This window comes from Citrobacter sp. Marseille-Q3906, from assembly GCF_916618775.1.
In the GTDB taxonomy this organism is placed as follows: Bacteria; Pseudomonadota; Gammaproteobacteria; order Enterobacterales; family Enterobacteriaceae; genus Citrobacter; species Citrobacter murliniae.
Window position 1 is genome coordinate 1,357,299 of sequence record NZ_CAKAKA010000002.1, and the last position, 21,071, is coordinate 1,378,369.

Consider the following 21,071-nt stretch of genomic DNA (forward strand, 5'->3'; position numbering starts at 1 on the left):
CCTGAAATAAAAAAGCCGCCTATTATCTGTCAATCTACAACAGGCGACAACAGGTTAACTGTAGGGTTATTACGGGTTCACAAACGTTGTCTTAACGCGTTGCGAGCGTTTGAAATAGGGCACCAGCAGTGCAGCAGCTAACAAAGGGAACAATAGCTGGCGTACGGCAAAAGCGTCCGGGACTGGTGAAAACGCAAACGCTTTAATCGCCAGCAACACGGAAATTAGCAGCCATATAATGTAATGCTTAGGAACGCACTGTCTGCGTTTGAAAAACGCGATGGTCAGCCACAGCGTGTAGTACCACATGGCGATAGCTGTAATAAAGGAAATACCCCACAAGAACAGATTCATCGGGCTTTGTTCACCGAGCATTTTGAATGTGTGCGGCGTTGCCAGCGCAGTGAGATAAAGCAATAACGCCAGCGAAGCGCTCAACAACGCAACTAACAGCCAGGCCAGTGGCCCAAGTAGCCAGCCTCCGATACGTTGTGCCGGTGTCGTAGTCATCTCTTCTCCAGGTTTACGCGTATGAACAGACGTGCCGTTCATTTTGGGGCAATTATTATAAAGCTTTTAACGTTGAGCGCTACTTCTTGTTTATTGCACGTAATGCCAGACTGACTTTGGCACCTGGCCTACATCAAACAGGCGTCCTCCGGAGATAAGCTCCGCGCGGCGGTGGTCTGCAGCACGATACATATTGATAATGTCCCGATCGTCGGTCAGCGTGTAGTTAAGATGATCGAACAGTTTTTCCAGACTTTCGAGTGAACTGATTTTGCGGAATTTTAATAAGTAGTCCTGAACAGTCATAAACGGAGATCCATATTAATAAAATAATACCAACGGAGTAGTGAATATTAAGAAATAAACAATGTTGCACAGATAAAAGCGAACCAGTGTGCAAATACAAAAATAAGATTATTCATATCGGTAGAAAAGCAGATGCTGTCTGCACCAGGGGAAAGGGTAACGCGCTTCGCAATCGCAGGCAATATGCCCAGGGGCGGAAGCGCCATAATTCGCTTTTTCTGACAAAATTTCATCTTTTGCAGCTAAACCCAGCAGTCACTGCGGACAGTGCTGGGCTATAAAGAATTGGTGAGGCTTATTTTTTCTGCACTGAGGTTGCTGTTGGTTCCGGCGGCTGATAGTTATCAATATGATTGGCAACACCCAGCAGGATGACAGAGACCGCGAGAACAATCCAACCAGTTAATTCAATAAGACGATTCATTACTGACGACATTTGCTTTGATTTATCCTTAAACACAAGGCACAAATGTTACTAATCAATAAATAATACGGCAAGAGCATTGGGAACGATTTCTCTGACTTTTTCGCAGCAAATTTACTCTAAGTGACATATGTTTGACTTAAGTTAAGTAACAACCATTATCGTGTAGAGGTTATTAAACGGTTGTGACGTTGCTATGTATGGTGTGAAATAGATCGGACCTGAAATGAGAGGCAATGACATGAGTGACAACATCCGCGTTGGGCTAATCGGCTACGGTTATGCCAGTAAAACCTTCCATGCCCCCCTGATAGTCGGTACACCGGGTCTTGAACTGGCGGCGGTGTCCAGTAGTGACGAAGCAAAAGTTAAAGCGGATTGGCCTTCGGTGGCGGTTGTGTCTGAGCCACGGCATTTGTTTGATGATCCCAGCATTGACTTAATTGTTATCCCCACGCCGAATGACACCCATTTCCCGTTAGCAAAAGCCGCGCTGGAAGCCGGGAAACATGTGGTTGTTGATAAACCTTTTACCGTGACACTGTCACAAGCTCGTGAGCTGGATATGCTGGCGCGCAGTCTGGGACGAGTGCTTTCTGTGTTCCATAATCGTCGTTGGGACAGTGATTTTCTGACGCTGAAAGCTCTGCTGGCAGATGGTGTTTTGGGCGAAGTGGCTTATTTTGAATCCCACTTCGATCGTTTCCGTCCCCAGGTCCGAGACCGCTGGCGCGAACAGGGGGGGCCTGGAAGTGGTATCTGGTACGATCTGGCACCTCATCTTCTGGATCAGGCGATCAACCTGTTCGGCTTGCCTGTCAGTCTGACGGTTGATCTGGCTCAGCTTCGTCCCGGCGCGCAATCGACAGATTATTTCCATGCTATTTTGACTTATCCGCAGCGTCGGGTGATTTTGCACGGCACAATGCTGGCTGCTGCTGAATCTGCACGCTACATCGTTCACGGATCGCGCGGGAGCTATGTAAAGTATGGTCTTGATCCTCAGGAAGAACGTCTGAAAAATGGCGAACGTTTGCCGCAGGAAGACTGGGGCTACGACATGCGAGATGGCGTACTGACGCGGGTTGAAGGCGAAGAACGCGTTGAAGAAACCCTGCTTACCATACCGGGTAATTATCCCGCTTACTATGCGGGCATCCGAGATGCGCTAAATGGAAACGGTGAGAATCCGGTTCCGGCCAGACAGGCAATTCAAATTATGGAATTGATTGAGCTTGGTATTGAGTCGGCTAAACACCGCTCCACGCTGTGCCTTGCCTGATCGAGTTTATCAACCGCCTGCAATTATCTAATTGCAGGCGGTTGATGCGTTAATGCCATCATGCATTAACGCATCACACGGTTACGCTGTTGCCACTTTCTGGCGCAGAGCCCGCTTTTCTTCATCACTCAGGAATGCCATTTCCAGGCCATTGATTTGCGCCTGGCGGATTTGCTCGCGCGTCAATCCAGCAGCCGGGGCCGCAATGGTGTATTCGTGAATAATATCTACGCCCTGAACCGCCGGATCGTCAGTATTCAGACTGGCCAGAACACCATGCTCAAGGAACGTTTTCAGCGGATGTACTGCCAGTGAAGCGACCGTACTGGTCTGGATGTTAGATGTCAGGCAGGATTCAATACCGATTCGTTGCTCGGCGAGAAAATCCATTAATGCACGATCTTCTACCGCTTTGACCCCGTGACCAATACGCTCTGCACCCAGTTCTCTGATGGCTTGCCAAATGCTTTCCGGGCCAGCGGCTTCACCTGCATGAACAGTAATGTGCCAACCCGCGTCGCGCGCACGGTTGAAGTGTGACAGGAATAAACTACCCGGAAAACCGAGTTCGTCACCGGCAAGATCCAGTGCGGTAATGTGGTCGCGATGTGCCAGTAATGCCTCCAGCTCCTGCAGGCAAGCAGTCTCGCCGAAGGTACGACTCATAATACCAATTAAGCGTGCTTCAACGCCGAAAGTCTTACAGCCTTCGCGTACACCTTCGATGACCGCTTCAACCACACCCGCTACCGGAAGTTGATGCGCCATTGCCATGTAGCCCGGAGAAAAGCGCAACTCAACATAGTGCAGACCGTTACGCGCGGCGTCTTCAATATTCTCAAATGCCACGCGGCGACAAGCATCCAGAGATGCCAGGACTTTCACACCCCAGTCAAGCTTCGACAAAAAGCTGACCAGGTCCGGTTCTGTCGATGTGACCTGTACATGAGGAATCAGTGTTTCAAGCGTCTGAGCCGGGAGTGTCAAATTAAACTGACGGCCAAGATCGAGAATTGTCTGCGCGCGGATATTACCATCAAGGTGGCGATGGACATCGGTCAAGGGTAGGGAAGTATCAATCATGGTCGCACTCACGTCATTTAGTTAAAGTGCGCAGTATTATACAACAGAATAATAATCCTCTAATAACTTTGAAAAAATGGCACTATCACTTTGTAATTGGAGCATATTTGGGTATTCATTTCAGTTTTTCGTTGAGCAGGGCTATCTGCACACAATCCTTATTGGCCATCCGACTCAAGGAAACACCGTAAAGCATGTTGCCATAGGGAAGATCCATCAGGCTGAATATGAGAATGCTGGAGTTACACTGGTAGACAGTTGCTCAGCTCCGGTAGTCACCCGCTTGTTTTATCACCGTTTCGAATAACGCAGATTCAGTTTTGTGTGGAAAACTCATAATTCCTTTCTATTCGTTGAAGTTATTTACTCATGTTGGGGGTAGGGTTATCCCTGCTCTGGGTAAGGACATGCGACGAGTTAAAATATCCGGCACAACGTTGCTGACTGAGTGTCTGACACTCGAAATTGTTAGACAATTTGAAGGATAGAAAGATGATGCAAGAGCACATTCCGCTTAACGAAGGGCGGGCTTTATTTGGCAGAGATACGAATGCATATCAGCAGGGCAGACCTGATTACCCGTTACATATATTTGCATTACTTAAAGAGCATTGCGGACCAGAAATCTGCCGGAGGGCCTTCGAGATTGGGCCTGGGACCGGGCAAGCAACGGAACATCTGCTTGATATGGGATATCAGGTAAGTGCAATCGAACCTGACCACAATCTGGCTATAAAGTTAAAGGAAAGACTGGGTCGGTATTCGCAGGACTCATTCTCGATTATAAATTCCACTTTTGAGGACGTACTACTACAGCCCGGCTGCTTTGACCTGGGGATTGCAGCCACCTCTTTTCACTGGATCGAACCCGTGAGCGGACTCGAAAGGATATTCCAGCTTCTGCGTTCCGGAGGATGGTTTGCTATGTGGTGGACTGTTTTTGGCGACCCGCATAACGAGGATGCATTCATGCAAAGAACATATCGCTTGTTTGCCCCCCTTAGCGCCAGCCCTTCACATAAGGCGGGTCACCGCCATCCTTACCCACTACAAAAAAGAGAAAGGCTCGATGATCTGGCAAAAGCCGGGTTTACCGAGATTATTAGTGATGAGTTCAGATGGGAATCAGAAATGGATGCCCGACAGACCAGACAATTGATTTCAACATTTTCACCGGTTGCTCGACTGAGTGAAATGGAGCGCACGCAATTCCTCAATGAGATAGAGAGGGTAGTGAAAAAGGATTTTGGAGGAAAGGTGAAGCGTAATTTTGTTACCGCTATTTACCTTGCAAGGAAGCCTTAGTTTCGAGGCAATTACCATTCGAAATTAGTCTGGAACCCAGAGACCCTCAGTACTCAGCCATTTCTGAGAGTTTCAGCAATATGGCTTCATCCGTCGTTTAAAGATGTGTCGAACAGGGGCATGTATCAGATACTGTGCTATGAAAGATAGACATTGGCGGCAGTTGGTCCTCTCAGACCATTGATCCGGCAAAACTCTACACGTATGCCTGGAGTGAGTACTTCTGATTCGTGGGGGCTTAACGCTGAAATGTGAACCTGAACATCTTTACGACCATCTGAAGGGATGATGAGTCCTTTGCCACTCTTGCAGTCAAAGGTTTTGACAATTCCTGTCATTTTACGAGACAAATAAATTCCTTAATAGATATAACGGGGTGCACTATACGTATCAGGAGAAATAAAGCCAGAACTATTTTTTAGCACTAAGGATATCTGGACGGCTAAAATAAAAGTTGCGTAATCCAGAGCATCATGAGTTAATAGCGTCGTCGGTTTGAATGACAGACAGCATACAAAGTAGTTTACTAAAGCAGTTCTCATCACCAGGTATTTTCAGTAATCCCTTTCTTGAGTCTCCCTACTAAGCACTACGTAGTTTCTGTAATAAAGCCCCTGTTCGCCGAAAGGCTCAAGTTAAGGAATATTTAATATGTCTAATAAAATGACTGGTTTAGTAAAATGGTTTAACGCTGATAAAGGTTTCGGTTTTATCTCTCCGGCTGATGGCTCTAAAGATGTTTTCGTACATTTTTCTGCTATTCAGTCGAATAACTTCCGTACCTTGCTTGAAGGGCAGAAGGTCGAGTTCTCTGTTGAGAATGGCGCTAAAGGCCCGGCTGCTGCTAATGTCGTAGTGGCAGAGTAATAATTCCTGCTTATGCCTTTTGCGACAACGAAGACGGCTTTGTCCTGAGTAGACAAACTGGCAGAAGCACTGGAATTATACATACTTAATTATAAACCCGCTGATAGCGGGTTTTTTGCTATTTGGATTGCAGATAGAATGGATAACCGCTTTTCATCATTATAATTTTGAGCAGCAGTTACCTTAATAGCAATTTACGCGACGAGTTTAGCGTCGGACTGGAATAATTTATTGCAATGGGGGCAAATTAACATTGCACCTTTTTGTACCCGAGAGTGACTGTGTTCTGATTGTGCGGTGCAGTTTGGACAAAGACATTTGACAAGAAAATTACGGCGGGATTTATTATTTTTACGATCTGACATAGGCTCTTCCTGATTTGAGTGGAGGGCCACTATACACGATCAGATGATAAATAGCCCTTTTTACTCACAGAACCCTATAGATAAAAATTAGACAGTAATTGAAAGCGGGAAACCGGCGCCCAAATTAAGAGTTTGCGCAATGAATGGCTCATTGCGCAAACATATCAACGTACTGAACGGATTGCGTTAATCAACCCCTTAACGCCTTTTTCAAGTTTTGAACGTGGACATCCGGCATTCAGGCGGACAAAACCGCGACCTTCTTCTCCGTAGGTATATCCCGGCATGATCGCCACTTTTTCCTGCTGGATAAGTGCATTCTGCAACGCCTGGTCATCAATGTTGAGTGGGCGCAGGTCAATCCAGGCCAGATACGTGGATTGTGGTATCTGCCAGTTCAGTTCAGGGAAGGTGGCATTGAGTTCCCGGGCGATGTAGCGCAGGTTACAGGCAAGATAATCCCGCAGTGCGTCGAGCCAGCTTGCACCGTCCTGATAGGCGGCAATATGTGCAGTAAGCGCCAGTACTGCAGGTGAAGAAAGTCCGTCACGGCCTTTCAGTGTACTGAGGTACTCATTGCGACTTTGGGCGTCCTCGATAAGTCCATAAGCGCCGGTTAATGCCGGAATATTAAAACTCTTCGAGCCGGAGGTGAGCAGTGCCCAGTTTCCTCGCGCCACGTTACTCCATGGAATGTGCGGTTGTTCTCCCCATACCATATCCATATGAATCTCGTCGGAAATAACTTTTACACCGTGGCGCTGGCACAGTTCTGCCATGGTTTCCAGTTCATCGCGGGTCCAGACTTTTCCCGTTGGGTTTTGTGGACTACAGAGCAGAAGAATTTTGCTTTCAGCCCGCGCGAGGACGGCCTCCAGTTTTGCCATGTCGCAATACCAACCATTTGCGCATTTCTCCAGCGCAACAGGAAGTACCGTACGCTGGTTTCCTTCAATCGCCTTATAAAACGCATCGTAAGCCGGAGTATGAATAACCACGGCATCACCGGCAGACGACCACTGGCGGATCAGCTCTGACACCATATAGATGACGGAGGGGCCGTAAACCAAAGACTGAGGGTCAATCCTGGTATCGTGGCGGGTAAGAAACCAGTGGCTGATCGCCGCTAAAAACTCATCATTTTTCCAGCGACTGTAGCCCAGCACTCCGTGTGAAAGGCGTTTTGTCAGCGCCTCCAGGATGCAGGGGGCGGTGGTAAAATCCATGTCAGAGATTGTGAATGGCAGCAGATCCGCAGAGCCAAAACGATCGGCGACGTAATCCCACTGGGTACACCATGTGCCATGCCTGTCCACAACCTTTGAAAAATCAAACATTTCGTTGTCCTTAAGCCTGTACGGTATTCATCAGAACCGCGATTTCGTCTTTGACTGACTGGACCTGCGGACCAATAACGACCTGAAGGTTATGCTGATTAAGTTGTACTACGCCAATCGCACGATTGTCCTTCAGTGCCTGGACGTTAACAAGCGACATATCTTTTACTGATAAACGCAACCGCGTAATACAGTTATCCAGACTGACGATATTTTCCGCACCGCCCAGCGCTGCCAGAATAGCTGGTACGTTGTAGCCAGATTTACCCGGTGTTCCCGCCATGACTTTTTCGATATTGCTGGCAATTTCAACGTCACGACCCGGTGTTTTCAGATTAAATCGCGTGATCGCAAAGCGGAAGATAATGTAGTACACCGCGAACCAGATGGCCGCCACAACAGGGACCAGATACCATTTGGTGGACAGCCCGTGCAGGATACCGAACACCACAAAGTCAATCAGGTTGCCGTCAGTATTGCCGATGGTTACGCCGAGAATTGCCATTACGGTGAAGCCAAGGCCGGTCAACAGAGCGTGAATAACATACAGGACTGGCGCTACGAACAGGAACAGGAACTCCAGAGGTTCGGTGGTACCACCGATGACGCAGGCGATGAGGCCGGAAATTAATAACCCTTTAATTTTATGACGATTTTCAGGTCGTGCGCAATGGTACATCGCTAATGCAGCTCCTGGTAATCCACCAAGGAACGCCGGCATTTTACCCTGCGACAGGAAGCGAGTTGCGCTTTCAGAGAAGCCCTGCGTTGTCGGGCAGCTCAGCTGCGCCTGGAAAATCGTCAGCGCGCCGCTTACGCTATGACCACACACTTCCTGTGTACCACCTGCTTCGGTGAAACGAATGAGTGCCACCAGAATATGATGCAGACCAAAAGGCAACAGCAGACGTTCACCGGTACCAAACAGCATCGGACCAAATTCACCCGCGCTATTGATGATGTGGCCTAGCCCGGTAATACCCATGGCGAAAACAGGCCATATCAGTGGAATTACCAACCCAACCAGTCCCATCACGACCGAGGAGATGATAGGAACAAAACGGGTGCCACCAAAGAATGCCAGCGCATCAGGAAGACGGATATTGTGGAAGCGTTCATGCAGCATCCACACGATGATCCCGGCAATTACCGCCCCCAGGATCCCGGTATCAATCGACTGGATCCCAAGAATATTTTGTACGTTGTTGGCTTTCAGGATCGCCGCATCAGTCGTGGGTAAAATCCCTTTGGCCGTTAACCAAAAGTTGACGGCGAGATTCATTACCGCATAGCCGACAAATCCCGCAAATGCGGCCACGCCTTTATTTTCACGAGCCAGACCGAGGGGGATGGCGATACAAAACATCACTGGCAGGAAGCTAAAAGCGAAAGAGCCGACTTTACTCATCCAGGTAAAAATAGCCTGTAGTACTGGATTACCCAATGCCGGGATCAACGTTAAGACATCATGACTGCTTAACGAGCTGCCGATCCCCAACATGATCCCGCAAAAGGAGAGCAGAGCTACGGGCAGCATAAAGGTTTTGCCCAACTGTTGGAAAAATTCCCATAACGTTATTTTTGGTGTGGTTCTCGTCGTCATCTAACGACTCCTCATGTAAAGCTCGGTGACTAATGATGGCGAGAAGATAAAACGTTTTACCTAATTTTAGTGCGGTATAAATCACATTATCGAATGATAATAGGGCGTATAAATATAACCGATTGATAAAACGTTTTATCTGTCACGTTATCAGGGGGTTTTCCGTTTTTATGGCTATAGCCAAAAAAATCACCATCCATGATGTTGCACTGGCTGCGGGGGTTTCGGTCAGTACAGTCTCATTGGTACTCAGTGGAAAGGGGCGTATCTCATCAGCAACCGGCGAACGGGTAAATGCGGCCATAGAGCAACTGGGTTTTGTACGCAACCGGCAAGCATCAGCACTTCGCGGTGGGCAGAGCGGTGTTATTGGTTTGATTGTTCGCGATCTCTCCACCCCTTTTTATGCTGAACTTACCGCAGGGTTGACCGAAGCGTTAGAAGCTCAGGGACGTATGGTGTTTTTATTGCATGGCGGTAAGGATGGTGAGCAACTGGCGCAGCGCTTTGCAATGTTACTTAATCAAGGCGTTGATGGTGTGGTGATCGCCGGTGCTGCAGGCAGTAGCGATGCGCTTCGATACCTGGCCAATGATAAAGGGATCCCCGTTGTATTTGCTTCCCGCGCCAGCTACCTGGATGATGCAGACACCGTCAGACCTGACAATATGCAGGCAGCACAACTGCTGGTTGAACATCTCATCCATCATGGGCATCAACGGATAGCCTGGTTGGGGGGACAAAGCTCATCGTTGACCCGAGCTGAACGCGTGGGAGGGTATTGTGCAACGCTGCTAAAATTTGGTCTGCCATTTCATAGCGATTGGGTTCTGGAGTGTTCTTCCAGTCAGAAGCAGGCCGCTGAGACCGTTACGGCGCTTTTACGCCATAATCCGACCATCAGCGCGGTGGTTTGTTACAACGAAACCATTGCGGCTGGTGCATGGTTTGGCCTGATGAAAGCAGGGCGTCAGAGCGGCGAAATCGGTGTCGATCGTTACTTTGAGCAACAGGTCTCACTGGCCGCTTTTGCCGATGTGGCGGAAAACGCGCTGGACGATCTCCCTATTACCTGGGCCTGTACGCCCGCGCGTGAGATGGGTTACACCCTTGCTGAACGCGTGCTGCAACGAATTGGACATGATGAAAGTCACTCGCGCAATATGACGCTTTCCGCCCGACTGGTAACGTGCTAAGCATAAAAAAGCCCGATCAACAAAGTTACCGGGCATACGCTGATAGCAGATAAGGATTACTGCTGTGGGGTCGCCGGTGCATCCGGCTCTGAAAGCGTCGGCATACCAAACATGCCAACAAATTCATCCAGCGACATTTTTTGGCCGTTGAGAGTTACCTGACCATTTGCATACTGCAGACTGGAGCCGATGGTGTTGTCCTGCATCGTAGTTACACGGAACATTTGACCCATTGCCGCCAGACCATTGACTTGCTGCCTGGCAAGCCCTGCCGCTTCTTCCTGCTGGTATCCTTCCAGTTTGGCAATCTGTGTCATGAACTCAGTTGCCATATCTACGGGGATAGCAAGCTTAGCGTCCAGTGATTTGACTGAACGATCAACTTCCTGCGCCAGCGTTTGCGGCTCGTCCTGATTTGTCGATGGATCTTTCAGGAACAGTGACAGATTAAAGGCCGTCTCACCTTTGGCATTCTTCCAGCTTAGTGGGGCAATGGTGATAACCGGTTCGCCTTTCATCAGCACTGGCAGGGCGCTAAAGAACGCTTCTGTCACTTTTTGTTGATAAAGTTCAGGATTCTGTACCACATCGATCTGCGCCATCAGCGCCTTGGTTTGCGCGGTATACTGCTGACTGAACTGATGTAACGCCTCACCATCAATCTGGGCCACTTTCAGCGTCAGCTTGCCGCTACCTAAATCCTGACCCTGCAATTTAAGGCTGTTCAGTGTGTAATCCAGCTGACTGTTGACGGTTTTACCATCGTTAACCAGATCGGATTTACCATCGATGCCCATGCCTTCAAGGACGGCCAGCTCTTTACCTTCGACCGAAATCGACAGCTTGTCGAGAGACAATTTTTGATCGCCAATGCGTTCGCCAAAACTGGCGACGCTGCTGGAGCCTTCGGTTGTCAGGTTATTAAAGGTAACTTGTACTTTCTGGTTGTACTCATTGACTGCATTCACCACACCGCTCTGCGCTTCTCCTGTCACAGAGACTGCGTTCCCGTCTTTGTCTGCCGTGAACTGGAATTCTCCGCCGCTAAAGGCCACTTTTTCGTCGCCTTTTTCGTAGTTCAGTGGTTTGAGAGAAAGATCGGAACGGGTGTCGCCGCTATAGCCAATACGGGAATTAATGGTGAAAGGAGATTCCCCTTTAGCGATGTCAAATAGCGGCTTTGTAACATCGTTATTCACCAGCGTTGTTTTCACTGCCGCCATGGCTGGCATAAGATTCAATGATTTAAGCTGCGTCAGCGGGAAGGGGCCGTGATCAACAGATTCATTCAGAACGATAGTTTGCCCTGGTTTCAGCCAGGCATTTTCCTGACCGGCAATAGGTTTCACCACCAGTTGCAACTGGCTGTTAAACACGCCGCGCTGGTAGTTCTGATAACTCAGTTCAATACCGGACTCAGGTGAGTAGCGTTTGATCTGATCATTTGCCTGCGTCACCATCTCGGCGAGATGCGTTTCAAGTTTCTTTCCGGTGTACCAGGCGCCGCCTGTCCAGACGATACCCAACGCAACTACCACACCCGCAGCTACCAGCGATTTTTTCATTTCGATATCCATAAAATAAATCCAGGCGTTTGAAAGCGCCTGGAGGAGTGACATGTCTTTGACTCACTATTAGCTTAGCAAGAGTTGCTAAAAATATCAGTATCTTGCTAGAGCTTGTTGTAAACCCGAGCTAAACGACCGACGCCGCTGACATTAATCGGTGATTCGTTTGCACTAATAAATGCCGATTCACCCGGTTTCAGTACCAGTCGCTGCTCGCCTTTATGTAGCACGGCCTCTCCCTCGATACAGAACAGGATGGCGGCGCTTTGTTGGCTAATTGCCGCTTCTCCGGCTGACAGTTCATGCAGGGAGAAAGCGAAGTCATCAACCGGGATCGGGAAGTCCAGCTCTCCACCTGTTTTATTTGGGGTCGTTAGCAGTTGGTTTGCCGGTTTAGCTTCAAATTTAACGTTGGCGACCAGTTCAGGAATATCAATATATTTTGGCGTGAGTCCGGCGCGCAGAACGTTATCGGAGTTAGCCATCACCTCGAGTGCCACACCCTGCAGGTAGGCATGGGGCGTTTCAGCAAACAGAAACATAGCTTCGCCAGGATTCAGCTTAACCACGTTGAGCAGCAGAGGAGAGAAGAGACCGCTATCGTCAGGGTAGAAGTCAGCGATTAGGCGAATAGTTTGCCATGGTTCACCCTGTTGGCTGTTAAGCGCAGATTTCAGGACTGCCAGTGCGCGGGATTTCTCTTCGCCCTGCATATTCAGCAAGCTGGCGAAAAGATGGCTCAAACGCTCTGCGCCTGGTTCCTGCAGGAAATGTGCAATGGCAGGATGCGCACCAGCGACAGGTTGTAACAATGCCACAATGTCAGAGAACTCGCGGAACGCATTCATGGCCAGGAAGGGCGTCAGGGCAAAAACCAGCTCAGGCTTGTGGTTAGGATCTTTGTAATTACGCTCCGCGGCGTCCATCGGGATCCCTGCGGCGTTTTCTTTAGCAAATCCAATTTCAGAGTTGCGTTTGTTAGGGTGAACCTGAATAGAAAGAGGTTGTGCGGCACAGAGCACTTTAAACAGGAAGGGCAATTCACCAAAGCGCTTCGCCACGGCATCACCTAACACAGCAGATTTATCGTGTTCGATAGCATCACGCAGAGAAATTAACTGACCCTCAGCGCTCTGAACCTGAGAGCTGCTTTTCGGATGGGCGCCCATCCACAGTTCAGCCATCGGCTGGTTTGACGGATTGGCAATGCCATAAAGTTCGGTTAACGCCGTTTTACTTCCCCAGGCGTAGTTCTGCACTGAGTTGATGAGTTTTTGCATTATCAATGCCCTGTTTCAATGTTGAAATTTCTCTGTCCATTAAACCAAGAAAACCGGGGGGAAGTAACCTGCACATGTAAAAAGTCGTCTTTGTCTCAGTTTTTGTTAAAAAATTGTGTAGGATATGGTGACTCGCTTTTAATACCCTGAGCAATTCCGGTTGCAGAAAAGCCACGCCTTCTACAACCCGAGCTGCGACAGGGAAGCAGGGCAACGGAACATCTGCCCAGAGAATAACCAGACCGAGCTGTAAGTGAGAGCACAATGTCAAACAAACCCTTTCATTATCAACATCCTTTTCCCCTCAACAAGGATGATACCGAATACTATCTGCTGACCAGCGACCATGTTTCCGTTGCCGAATTTGAAGGGCAGGAAATCGTAAAAGTTGCGCCTGAAGCGTTAACTCTCCTCGCGCGTCAGGCATTTCATGATGCGTCGTTTATGCTGCGGCCTGCGCATCAGCAGCAAGTCGCTGATATTCTGCGCGACCCGGATGCCAGCGAAAACGACAAATATGTTGCCCTGCAATTCCTGCGCAACTCAGATATTGCGGCAAAAGGTGTTTTGCCGACCTGTCAGGACACCGGGACGGCCATTATCGTTTGTAAAAAAGGTCAGCGTGTCTGGACCGGAGGTGGCGATGAGGCTGCGCTGGCGCGAGGTGTCTATAACACCTATATCGAAGACAACCTGCGCTATTCACAAAATGCTGCGCTGGATATGTACAACGAGGTGAATACCGGGACTAACCTTCCTGCGCAAATCGATCTGTATAGTGTGGATGGTGATGAGTATAAATTCCTGTGCATTGCCAAAGGCGGTGGCTCGGCGAATAAGACCTATCTGTATCAGGAAACCAAAGCGCTTTTAACGCCGGGGAAATTGAAAAATTACCTGGTGGACAAGATGCGTACGCTGGGAACCGCAGCATGTCCACCGTACCACATTGCGTTTGTGATTGGCGGAACTTCCGCAGAAGCCACTTTGAAAACCGTCAAGCTGGCTTCTGCGAAATATTATGACGAGTTGCCTACTGAAGGTAACGAGCATGGACAGGCCTTCCGCGACGTTGAACTGGAAAAAGAGTTGCTGATTGAGGCGCAGAATCTGGGGTTAGGCGCGCAGTTTGGCGGGAAATATTTCGCCCATGATATCCGCGTGATCCGTCTGCCGCGTCACGGTGCATCGTGCCCGGTTGGAATGGGCGTCTCCTGTTCGGCCGATCGTAATATTAAAGCCAAGATCAACCGTGAAGGTATCTGGATCGAGAAGCTGGAAAACAACCCAGGCAAATACATCCCGGAAGAGCTGCGTCAGGCAGGCGAGGGCGAAGCCGTACGTGTGGACCTTAACCGCCCGATGAAAGAGATCCTGGCCCAGTTGTCGCAGTATCCTGTTTCCACCCGTCTGTCGCTCAATGGTACGATCATTGTCGGGCGTGATATTGCGCATGCAAAACTGAAAGAACGTATGGATAACGGCGAGAGTTTGCCGCAGTATGTAAAAGATCACCCTATCTATTACGCTGGCCCGGCCAAAACGCCGGAAGGTTATGCTTCTGGCTCGCTGGGTCCAACCACTGCTGGTCGTATGGACTCATATGTTGACCAGCTTCAGTCCGAAGGCGGGAGTATGATTATGCTGGCAAAAGGAAACCGTAGTCAGCAGGTCACAGATGCCTGTCATAAACATGGCGGCTTCTACCTGGGCAGTATTGGCGGTCCCGCAGCGGTGCTGGCACAGGGCAGTATCAAAAGTCTGGAATGTGTGGAATATCCGGAACTGGGGATGGAAGCCATCTGGAAAATTGAAGTGGAGGATTTCCCGGCGTTTATCCTTGTGGATGACAAAGGTAATGATTTCTTCCAGCAGATTCAGACGTCGCAGTGCGCACGCTGCGTTAAGTAACGTCAGCCGCCCTTCGGGGCGGTTTTTTTTACCGCACGAACCACTAAACGACAGCTTTATCCTCGTTAATACTCATAAGACCAATGGCAAGTAGGCAATGTCGAAACATAACCTAATCAATAGATAATATAAGGAGCAGGTAATGGTAACGGTACGCCGCGAAAATGATTCAATGGGTGCGATAGATGTTCCGGCTGATAAACTCTGGGGGGCGCAAACCCAACGATCGCTGGAACATTTTCGCATCTCAACGGAGAAAATGCCGGTCTCGCTGATCCATGCACTGGCGCTGACTAAACGCGCCGCTGCGAAGGTTAATCAGGATTTGGGACTGTTGGCGGCAGACAAAGCGAACGCCATCATGCAGGCGGCGGATGAGGTGTTAGCGGATAAGCATCGTGATGAGTTTCCGCTGGCTATCTGGCAGACCGGTTCCGGTACGCAAAGCAATATGAACATGAACGAAGTGCTGGCAAATAGGGCCAGTGAATTGCTGGGCGGCGTACGGGGTATGGAGCGTAAAATACATCCAAATGACGACGTGAATAAAAGCCAAAGTTCTAACGACGTCTTTCCCACGGCGATGCACGTTGCCGCGCTGCTGGCTCTGCGTGAGCACCTTATCCCGCAACTGAATGTGTTAACCACCACGCTGCGAGAAAAATCGCATGCTTTTGCTGATATCGTAAAAATCGGACGAACCCATCTGCAGGATGCCACGCCGCTGACGCTGGGCCAGGAGATCTCAGGCTGGGTCGCGATGTTAGAACATAACCTGAGGCATATCGAATACAGCTTACCGCACGTTGCTGAACTGGCGTTGGGTGGTACTGCGGTCGGCACCGGGCTGAATACCCATCCTGAATATGCCGTGCGTGTCGCGGATGAACTGGCGGCGCTAACCTCCGCACCGTTTGTTACCGCGCCGAATAAATTCGAGGCGTTAGCTACTTGCGATGCGCTGGTACATGCTCATGGGGCGCTAAAAGGACTGGCTGCGTCGCTGATGAAAATCGCTAATGATGTGCGCTGGCTGGCATCCGGCCCACGCTGTGGTATTGGCGAGATATCAATTCCTGAAAATGAGCCGGGTAGTTCTATTATGCCGGGTAAAGTTAATCCGACTCAGTGTGAAGCGCTGACTATGCTGTGTTGTCAGGTAATGGGTAATGATGTCGCGGTTAATATTGGTGGTGCGTCAGGTAATTTTGAGCTGAATGTCTATCGTCCGATGGTTATTCATAACTTCCTGCAATCAGTTCGCCTGCTGGCAGATGGTATGGAAAGTTTCAACGAGCACTGTGCTACCGGGATTGAACCGAATCGCGAGCGAATTGATCAGTTACTCAATGAATCGCTCATGCTGGTTACCGCGCTCAATACTCATATTGGTTACGATAAAGCCGCAGAGATTGCCAAGAAGGCCCACAAAGAAGGACTGACCTTAAAAGCGTCCGCCCTGGCGCTGGGGTATCTTACCGAAGCCGAGTTTGACAGTTGGGTACGTCCGGAACTGATGGTCGGTAGCATGCGACCAGGACGTTAATCCGCAACATACAGGTGCAGCCGGGGGATAATGAGTCTTAACGGCTGTGCCTGAGGTTTAAAGCGGTGCTGCACGTTTTCAGCATCGTAATTCAGCAGTTCACCGATATCAGGCACACTCATACCATTGTCGCTATTAATCAGTGCAATCAGCGGAGTCGGGCAAGCATATTGCACCTGTTTTTGCTGTCCTTTGTACCAAACGCGGGCAATGGGCTGGACTTTTACCGGTCTTTTGATCTTCAGTTTGGCCTGCTGTGGCAGTGCAGCGATATCCTGATATTCACGCTCCAGTCTGGCCTGCCACTCTTCACGCGTCCAGGGATGTACGCTGCGTGGTGAGTTTAGGCTCTTTTCCAGTTGTTCCAGCACCTCATCACGTTTCAGGTTTTTAATGATGTGTTTGTTCGCCCAGCCAAATCGCAGGGTAGCCGGTTCCCTGACAACGGTTAGCGTGCGATAAGCGTTTAGCGTAATCAGGCCGGGTAAGTGTCGATGTACCCATTCGAAACGTGCTGCCGGAGCCAGCCCGGAATCCACTGTCACAATGCGTTCAAACGTTGTTTTCAACTGGTTAATGCGTTGTATTTGCTCTTCAAGTGCGGTCTGTGCGCTGTTATTGACCTGGTAGCACAACACGCCAGGCAGGCGAACGGCCGCTTTGCTGCTGCGGTTCTCAGATTGCTGCTGAATAAACAGGTGGCGGAAGTGGCGTAGCGCCAGCATTTCAGCCTCTTTGCCTAAATGCTGCTTAACATCAATGCTCTCCAGCGGGGCATGTTCTGCCTCTTTTGCCACTTCTGGCAGAGAAAACACGCGCGCAATCAGCAGCGTTCGCTGCTGCAAATTTTCAGTCAGTTGCGCCAGTTCCTGTTCCATCTGGCGAAAGGTGCCGTTCAGTCGTTCGACGAGATCGTAACGAGTCATAGGGTTACCATTTTAGTTACAACATACTTTTTTATAGCACAATGTTTAGCACCTGACCACCGAGCTGTATAGGTCAGGCAGCGGAAAATTCGGGAATGTTATGCCAGACGGGCCAGCTAAAAGTGAATCTGGCTCCGCCCAGCTCGCTTTCGTCACAGACTACAGTACCGCCCATTGCCAGCGCGATGGAGTGCACGATAGCTAAACCCAGCCCGCAGCCACCGGTGGCGCGGTCGCGGCTGGGATCAAGGCGAACAAACGGTTCAAAAATTTGCTCGCGGGCGTTGGGTTCGATACCCGGACCATCATCTTCGACAACCAGTGTTGCCTGATTTCCGTGCAGCAGCAGGCTGGCTTGTACCGTAGACTGGCAATAGCGCAGGGCATTATTTAGCAAGTTATCCAGTACGCGCTCCATCAGACGCATATCCAGTGCGCCGTAATCACCGGTTATAAGATGACGCAAACGCACCGAACGCTCAGGGGTGACGCTTTGTACATCTTCCAGATGGGTTACCAGCCAAACGGGCAGGTCCGGTACACTGAGCTTTAGCTCATTCTGCGGGCGATCCAGTCTGGCGTAAGTGAGTAATTCTTCAATTAGCGCTTCCAGTTGGCCAATATCGCGGTTCAGAGCCTGAGACTCTTGCTCGGTGAGGTTATCACTCATCTCCAATCGGTAACGTAATCGCACCAGGGGGGTACGAAGTTCATGGGCAATACCATCGATAAGCTGCTTTTTGCTGGCGATCAGCGCATTGATATTGTCCGCCATCTGATTAAACGCCACGCCCAGCCGTTCAAAACTGGATCCGCTGTCAAAGTGCAGTCGCTCACTCAGATGTCCTTCTCCAAAACGCTGCGCGGCGGCTTCCAGTCTAAGCATCTCCTGCCAGTGTGGGCGCATCCAGATTAGCACCGGGAAGGCGAGGGAGATGGCAATAAACGCCATTAGCGCGACATCCAGCAGGCGCATTTGATGCAGAAAATAGAGATAGGGAACCGGACCTACGGCCAGCACGTAATGGCTGCGGGGAATACGCTGAATAAACGTGTACTGATCGTCGAGTGCAACGATATCGCCTTCGCGCAGCCGCTGCATGGTCGGAGCATCCAGATGGTATTTATTCAGTGGCTCAACGCGGAGATCAAACGAGAGGTTCAAATCCATCTCCTTCAGCGTTTTCCCCCAGTCGCGTGGGGGAATTTCACGTAATTCGCTGCGCATCAGATACAACGAGCTTTTCATCAAATCATCAAGTGACTGTCTGCCAGCGCGCTCTGCGGTAAATTTGTACACCAGCCCGACCAATAAGGTCATGACCAGAAAGCAGACGAACAGCAAGAGGTAAAACTGCACAAACAGCTTCTTCATAAAAATTCACCGGATACTTAACATGGTAGCGATGCGTTTTAGCTATGGAGGCGTTTTTCGGTTCAGAACTGCTCTCCGTTTACCATCACGCGCACTTATCCTGGCAGAGTACAGTTATACTGCTGCAAAAGAAACTCGCTAAACGTTCTTACCCGGCAACCAAAAATGTTGGAAATAACACATGTTCAGTAACTATCTCAGTCGCTGGGGACTTATTCCTGATGGCGTTCCTGTCATAACTCATACGTCGCAGCTTTTACCGGTAATGATGCGTAAAGATCACCAAAAAGCGATCCTAAAACTCACGAATGATGATAGTGAGCGTCGAGGTTGCGAGCTAATGGCCTGGTGGAACGGGCGGGGAGCAGCGAACGTGCTGGCTCATGAGGATGGGGCAATACTCTTAGAGCGGGCGACAGGGGCTGGCTCTTTATCTACCCTGTCGATCACAAGACAGGATGAGCAAGCATGTCGCATAATCTGCCACACGGCAAGGCAGCTCCATGTACCGCCAAATGCATCTTTGCCAACGCTAATTCCACTGCATCACTGGTTTCATGATCTTGCGCCTGCTGCACAAATTCATGGCGGTATCATGATGCGTTGCGCAGAGTTGGCAAAATCATTGTTCTCCAGTCCTCGCGAGGTTGTAGTTCTTCACGGTGATTTGCACCACAACAATGTTCTTGATTTTGGTGTTTCAGGATGGCTGGCAATTGATCCCAAAGGATTAATCGGTGAGCGTGGGTTTGATTATGCCAATATTTTCACTAATCCCGATCTTGCGGATACCACAATGTCAGTTGCTATTGAACCTGAAACATTCGTACAACGCGTAGACGTTGTCTCTGAGGTTGCCGAACTTGAACGTGAACGACTCCTGATGTGGATAGCGGCATGGTGCGGGCTGTCTTCCGCATGGTTTCTGGAAGAGGGTGATAATGCGGCTATAACCCTGCGGGTGGCTGAGTTAGCCATAGCTGAACTTGAGCATGGCTAGCATCAACTTTGATCTACAGCACTGGTTGGTAATTTTTAAACGTTATCATTAGGCTGGTAAATGTTTTATTAATCAACCAGAGAACAGCGGTTCAGTTGTGTCTTTGACTACAAAATTAATTTGGCGGAAATAGTGAATTTGTTGTTTTCCTTACTTAAAAAACGCCCACACATTATTCTGCTGGTGACTCTTCTGGTCGGTGCAAATGTTGTGGCCTGGCTCTGGGCGTTCACTGCGTTTAGCAATAACACTTCACTACTGGCGCTATGTCTTATCGCATGGTGTTATGGGCTGCGCCACGCTGTTGACGCCGATCACATTGCCGCCATCGACAGTGCGACACGAAAACTTATTCAGCAGAAAAAACGCGCGCTGACCACCGGGGCTTGGTTTTCATTGGGGCATTCCACCATTGTGGTGCTGGCCAGCATTGGTATCGCCCTGACTACCAGTGCCTTTAAACAGCATATGCTATGGTTGCAAAATGTCGGGGGAGTTATAGGGACCGCAGTTTCTGCCGCATTTTTGCTTATTCTGGCTACCATCAATCTCATCATTTTTTGTCAGGTATGGAAGGCATTTCGTCACCTGAAAAAGACGGGTATCTATGCTGGTTCCACTGAAGATGTCACCGTTGCTGGTCCGCTGAGCTGGATCTTCCGCCCGGCATTCAGACTGGTGGGCAAAGACTGGCATATGTACTTTGTCGGTTTTTTATTTGGTCTGGGTTTTGATACTGCTACGGAAATTTCGCTGTTAGGTATTTCTGCTTCAAGCGCTTCGAGTGGTATGTCCATCTGGTCAATCCTGATATTTCCGGCGCTCTTCACCTGTGGAATGGCGTTGATTGATTGCCTTGACAGTATGTTGATGGTCGAAGCCTATGGCTGGGCGTTTAATAAGCCGCAACGAAAACTCTATTACAATATGACCATCACCGGGACATCAGTAATTGTTGCTGTATTTATCGGTGGGCTGGAAGCTCTGGGTCTGTTGTCAGAGGTATTTTCACTGCAGGGCGGTTTATGGGACACAGTAGGCCGCCTGAGTGAACATATGGGGAATGTTGGGTTCGTTATTATCGGCGTATTTATTACCTGTTGGATTATCTCTGCATTGAATTATCGCTGGAAAAAATACGACGGGTTGACGTTCAGTTGAAATATTAAAGCCTTTCTGTGGACAGA

Annotated in this window: 20 protein-coding genes; 8 read left to right on the top strand and 12 right to left on the bottom strand. The window is 49.4% G+C overall.

Annotated elements, in window-relative coordinates:
* Positions 1-69: 69 nt before the first annotated feature.
* The 3 genes from LG384_RS10800 to blr form a co-directional block, all read right to left on the bottom strand.
* A complete protein-coding gene (locus tag LG384_RS10800; protein ID WP_045442573.1) occupies positions 70-510 on the bottom strand; it encodes a DUF2569 domain-containing protein in 441 nt (146 codons plus the stop codon).
* 90 nt (positions 511-600) lie between these two features.
* Positions 601-816 carry a transcription modulator YdgT gene (ydgT, locus tag LG384_RS10805; RefSeq protein ID WP_045442575.1) on the bottom strand — a complete coding sequence of 72 codons (216 nt, stop codon included), beginning with the start codon at positions 814-816 and terminating at the stop codon, positions 601-603.
* Positions 817-1,111: 295 nt separating this feature from the next.
* The gene (gene blr, locus LG384_RS10810; protein WP_045442577.1) at positions 1,112-1,240 is read right to left on the bottom strand and encodes a division septum protein Blr; all 129 of its coding nucleotides are present in this window, start codon (positions 1,238-1,240) and stop codon (positions 1,112-1,114) included.
* 241 nt (positions 1,241-1,481) lie between these two features.
* Here blr and LG384_RS10815 point away from each other — a divergent pair, with 241 nt between their 5' ends.
* A complete protein-coding gene (locus LG384_RS10815; protein ID WP_048221507.1) occupies positions 1,482-2,522 on the top strand; it encodes an oxidoreductase in 1,041 nt (346 codons plus the stop codon).
* An 81-nt stretch (positions 2,523-2,603) separates the two neighbouring features.
* Here LG384_RS10815 and add read toward each other — a convergent pair whose 3' ends face one another.
* Positions 2,604-3,605 carry an adenosine deaminase gene (gene add / locus LG384_RS10820; RefSeq protein WP_045442580.1) on the bottom strand — a complete coding sequence of 334 codons (1,002 nt, stop codon included), beginning with the start codon at positions 3,603-3,605 and terminating at the stop codon, positions 2,604-2,606.
* Between the two features lie 492 nt (positions 3,606-4,097).
* Between add and LG384_RS10825 the strand changes: the two genes are divergently transcribed.
* Positions 4,098-4,910 carry a bifunctional 2-polyprenyl-6-hydroxyphenol methylase/3-demethylubiquinol 3-O-methyltransferase UbiG gene (locus LG384_RS10825; protein WP_225760882.1) on the top strand — a complete coding sequence of 271 codons (813 nt, stop codon included), beginning with the start codon at positions 4,098-4,100 and terminating at the stop codon, positions 4,908-4,910.
* Between the two features lie 137 nt (positions 4,911-5,047).
* Here LG384_RS10825 and cspH read toward each other — a convergent pair whose 3' ends face one another.
* Positions 5,048-5,260 (bottom strand): cold shock-like protein CspH, encoded by a 213-nt coding sequence (gene cspH / locus LG384_RS10830; RefSeq protein ID WP_071828923.1) that lies wholly within the window; start codon positions 5,258-5,260, stop codon positions 5,048-5,050.
* Positions 5,261-5,561: 301 nt separating this feature from the next.
* Here cspH and cspG point away from each other — a divergent pair, with 301 nt between their 5' ends.
* Complete coding sequence (gene cspG / locus LG384_RS10835) at positions 5,562-5,777, top strand: cold shock protein CspG (protein WP_045442583.1); 216 nt, start codon at positions 5,562-5,564, stop codon at positions 5,775-5,777.
* A 194-nt stretch (positions 5,778-5,971) separates the two neighbouring features.
* Here the strand turns inward: cspG and LG384_RS10840 are convergent, their stop codons facing one another.
* From LG384_RS10840 to malX, 3 genes are all read right to left on the bottom strand, one after another.
* The gene (locus tag LG384_RS10840) at positions 5,972-6,142 is read right to left on the bottom strand and encodes a YnfU family zinc-binding protein (protein ID WP_223306988.1); all 171 of its coding nucleotides are present in this window, start codon (positions 6,140-6,142) and stop codon (positions 5,972-5,974) included.
* 164 nt (positions 6,143-6,306) lie between these two features.
* Complete coding sequence (locus tag LG384_RS10845) at positions 6,307-7,479, bottom strand: MalY/PatB family protein (protein WP_225760883.1); 1,173 nt, start codon at positions 7,477-7,479, stop codon at positions 6,307-6,309.
* Positions 7,480-7,489: 10 nt separating this feature from the next.
* Positions 7,490-9,082, bottom strand: coding sequence for a maltose/glucose-specific PTS transporter subunit IIBC (gene malX, locus LG384_RS10850; RefSeq protein WP_045442589.1), 1,593 nt, complete (start codon positions 9,080-9,082; stop codon positions 7,490-7,492).
* 170 nt (positions 9,083-9,252) lie between these two features.
* Between malX and LG384_RS10855 the strand changes: the two genes are divergently transcribed.
* Entirely contained in the window at positions 9,253-10,278 is a 1,026-nt protein-coding gene (locus LG384_RS10855; RefSeq protein ID WP_045442599.1) for a Mal regulon transcriptional regulator MalI, read from the top strand.
* Positions 10,279-10,334: 56 nt separating this feature from the next.
* On the opposite strand, the gene LG384_RS10860 is transcribed toward LG384_RS10855, so the two are convergent.
* Both LG384_RS10860 and manA read right to left on the bottom strand, forming a co-directional pair.
* Entirely contained in the window at positions 10,335-11,843 is a 1,509-nt protein-coding gene (locus LG384_RS10860; protein WP_225761297.1) for a YdgA family protein, read from the bottom strand.
* Positions 11,844-11,950: 107 nt separating this feature from the next.
* On the bottom strand, positions 11,951-13,126 hold the full coding sequence (gene manA, locus LG384_RS10865; protein WP_045442602.1) for a mannose-6-phosphate isomerase: 1,176 nt from the start codon (positions 13,124-13,126) through the stop codon (positions 11,951-11,953).
* Between the two features lie 264 nt (positions 13,127-13,390).
* On the opposite strand from manA, the gene fumB reads away from it, so the two are divergent.
* Entirely contained in the window at positions 13,391-15,037 is a 1,647-nt protein-coding gene (gene fumB / locus LG384_RS10870) for a class I fumarate hydratase (RefSeq protein ID WP_225760884.1), read from the top strand.
* A 142-nt stretch (positions 15,038-15,179) separates the two neighbouring features.
* A complete protein-coding gene (gene fumC, locus LG384_RS10875; protein WP_048221503.1) occupies positions 15,180-16,583 on the top strand; it encodes a class II fumarate hydratase in 1,404 nt (467 codons plus the stop codon).
* On the opposite strand, the gene tus is transcribed toward fumC, so the two are convergent.
* Both tus and rstB read right to left on the bottom strand, forming a co-directional pair.
* Positions 16,580-17,509: a DNA replication terminus site-binding protein gene (gene tus / locus LG384_RS10880; protein ID WP_200013018.1), complete on the bottom strand. Its 930-nt coding sequence runs from the start codon at positions 17,507-17,509 to the stop codon at positions 16,580-16,582. The genes fumC and tus overlap by 4 nt on opposite strands.
* A 73-nt stretch (positions 17,510-17,582) precedes the next feature.
* Positions 17,583-18,884 (bottom strand): two-component system sensor histidine kinase RstB, encoded by a 1,302-nt coding sequence (gene rstB / locus LG384_RS10885; RefSeq protein ID WP_045442610.1) that lies wholly within the window; start codon positions 18,882-18,884, stop codon positions 17,583-17,585.
* A 181-nt stretch (positions 18,885-19,065) separates the two neighbouring features.
* On the opposite strand from rstB, the gene LG384_RS10890 reads away from it, so the two are divergent.
* On the top strand, positions 19,066-19,884 hold the full coding sequence (locus LG384_RS10890; RefSeq protein WP_225760885.1) for an aminoglycoside phosphotransferase family protein: 819 nt from the start codon (positions 19,066-19,068) through the stop codon (positions 19,882-19,884).
* A 132-nt stretch (positions 19,885-20,016) separates the two neighbouring features.
* Positions 20,017-21,045, top strand: coding sequence for a HoxN/HupN/NixA family nickel/cobalt transporter (locus LG384_RS10895; RefSeq protein WP_048221500.1), 1,029 nt, complete (start codon positions 20,017-20,019; stop codon positions 21,043-21,045).
* Positions 21,046-21,071: the final 26 nt, after the last annotated feature.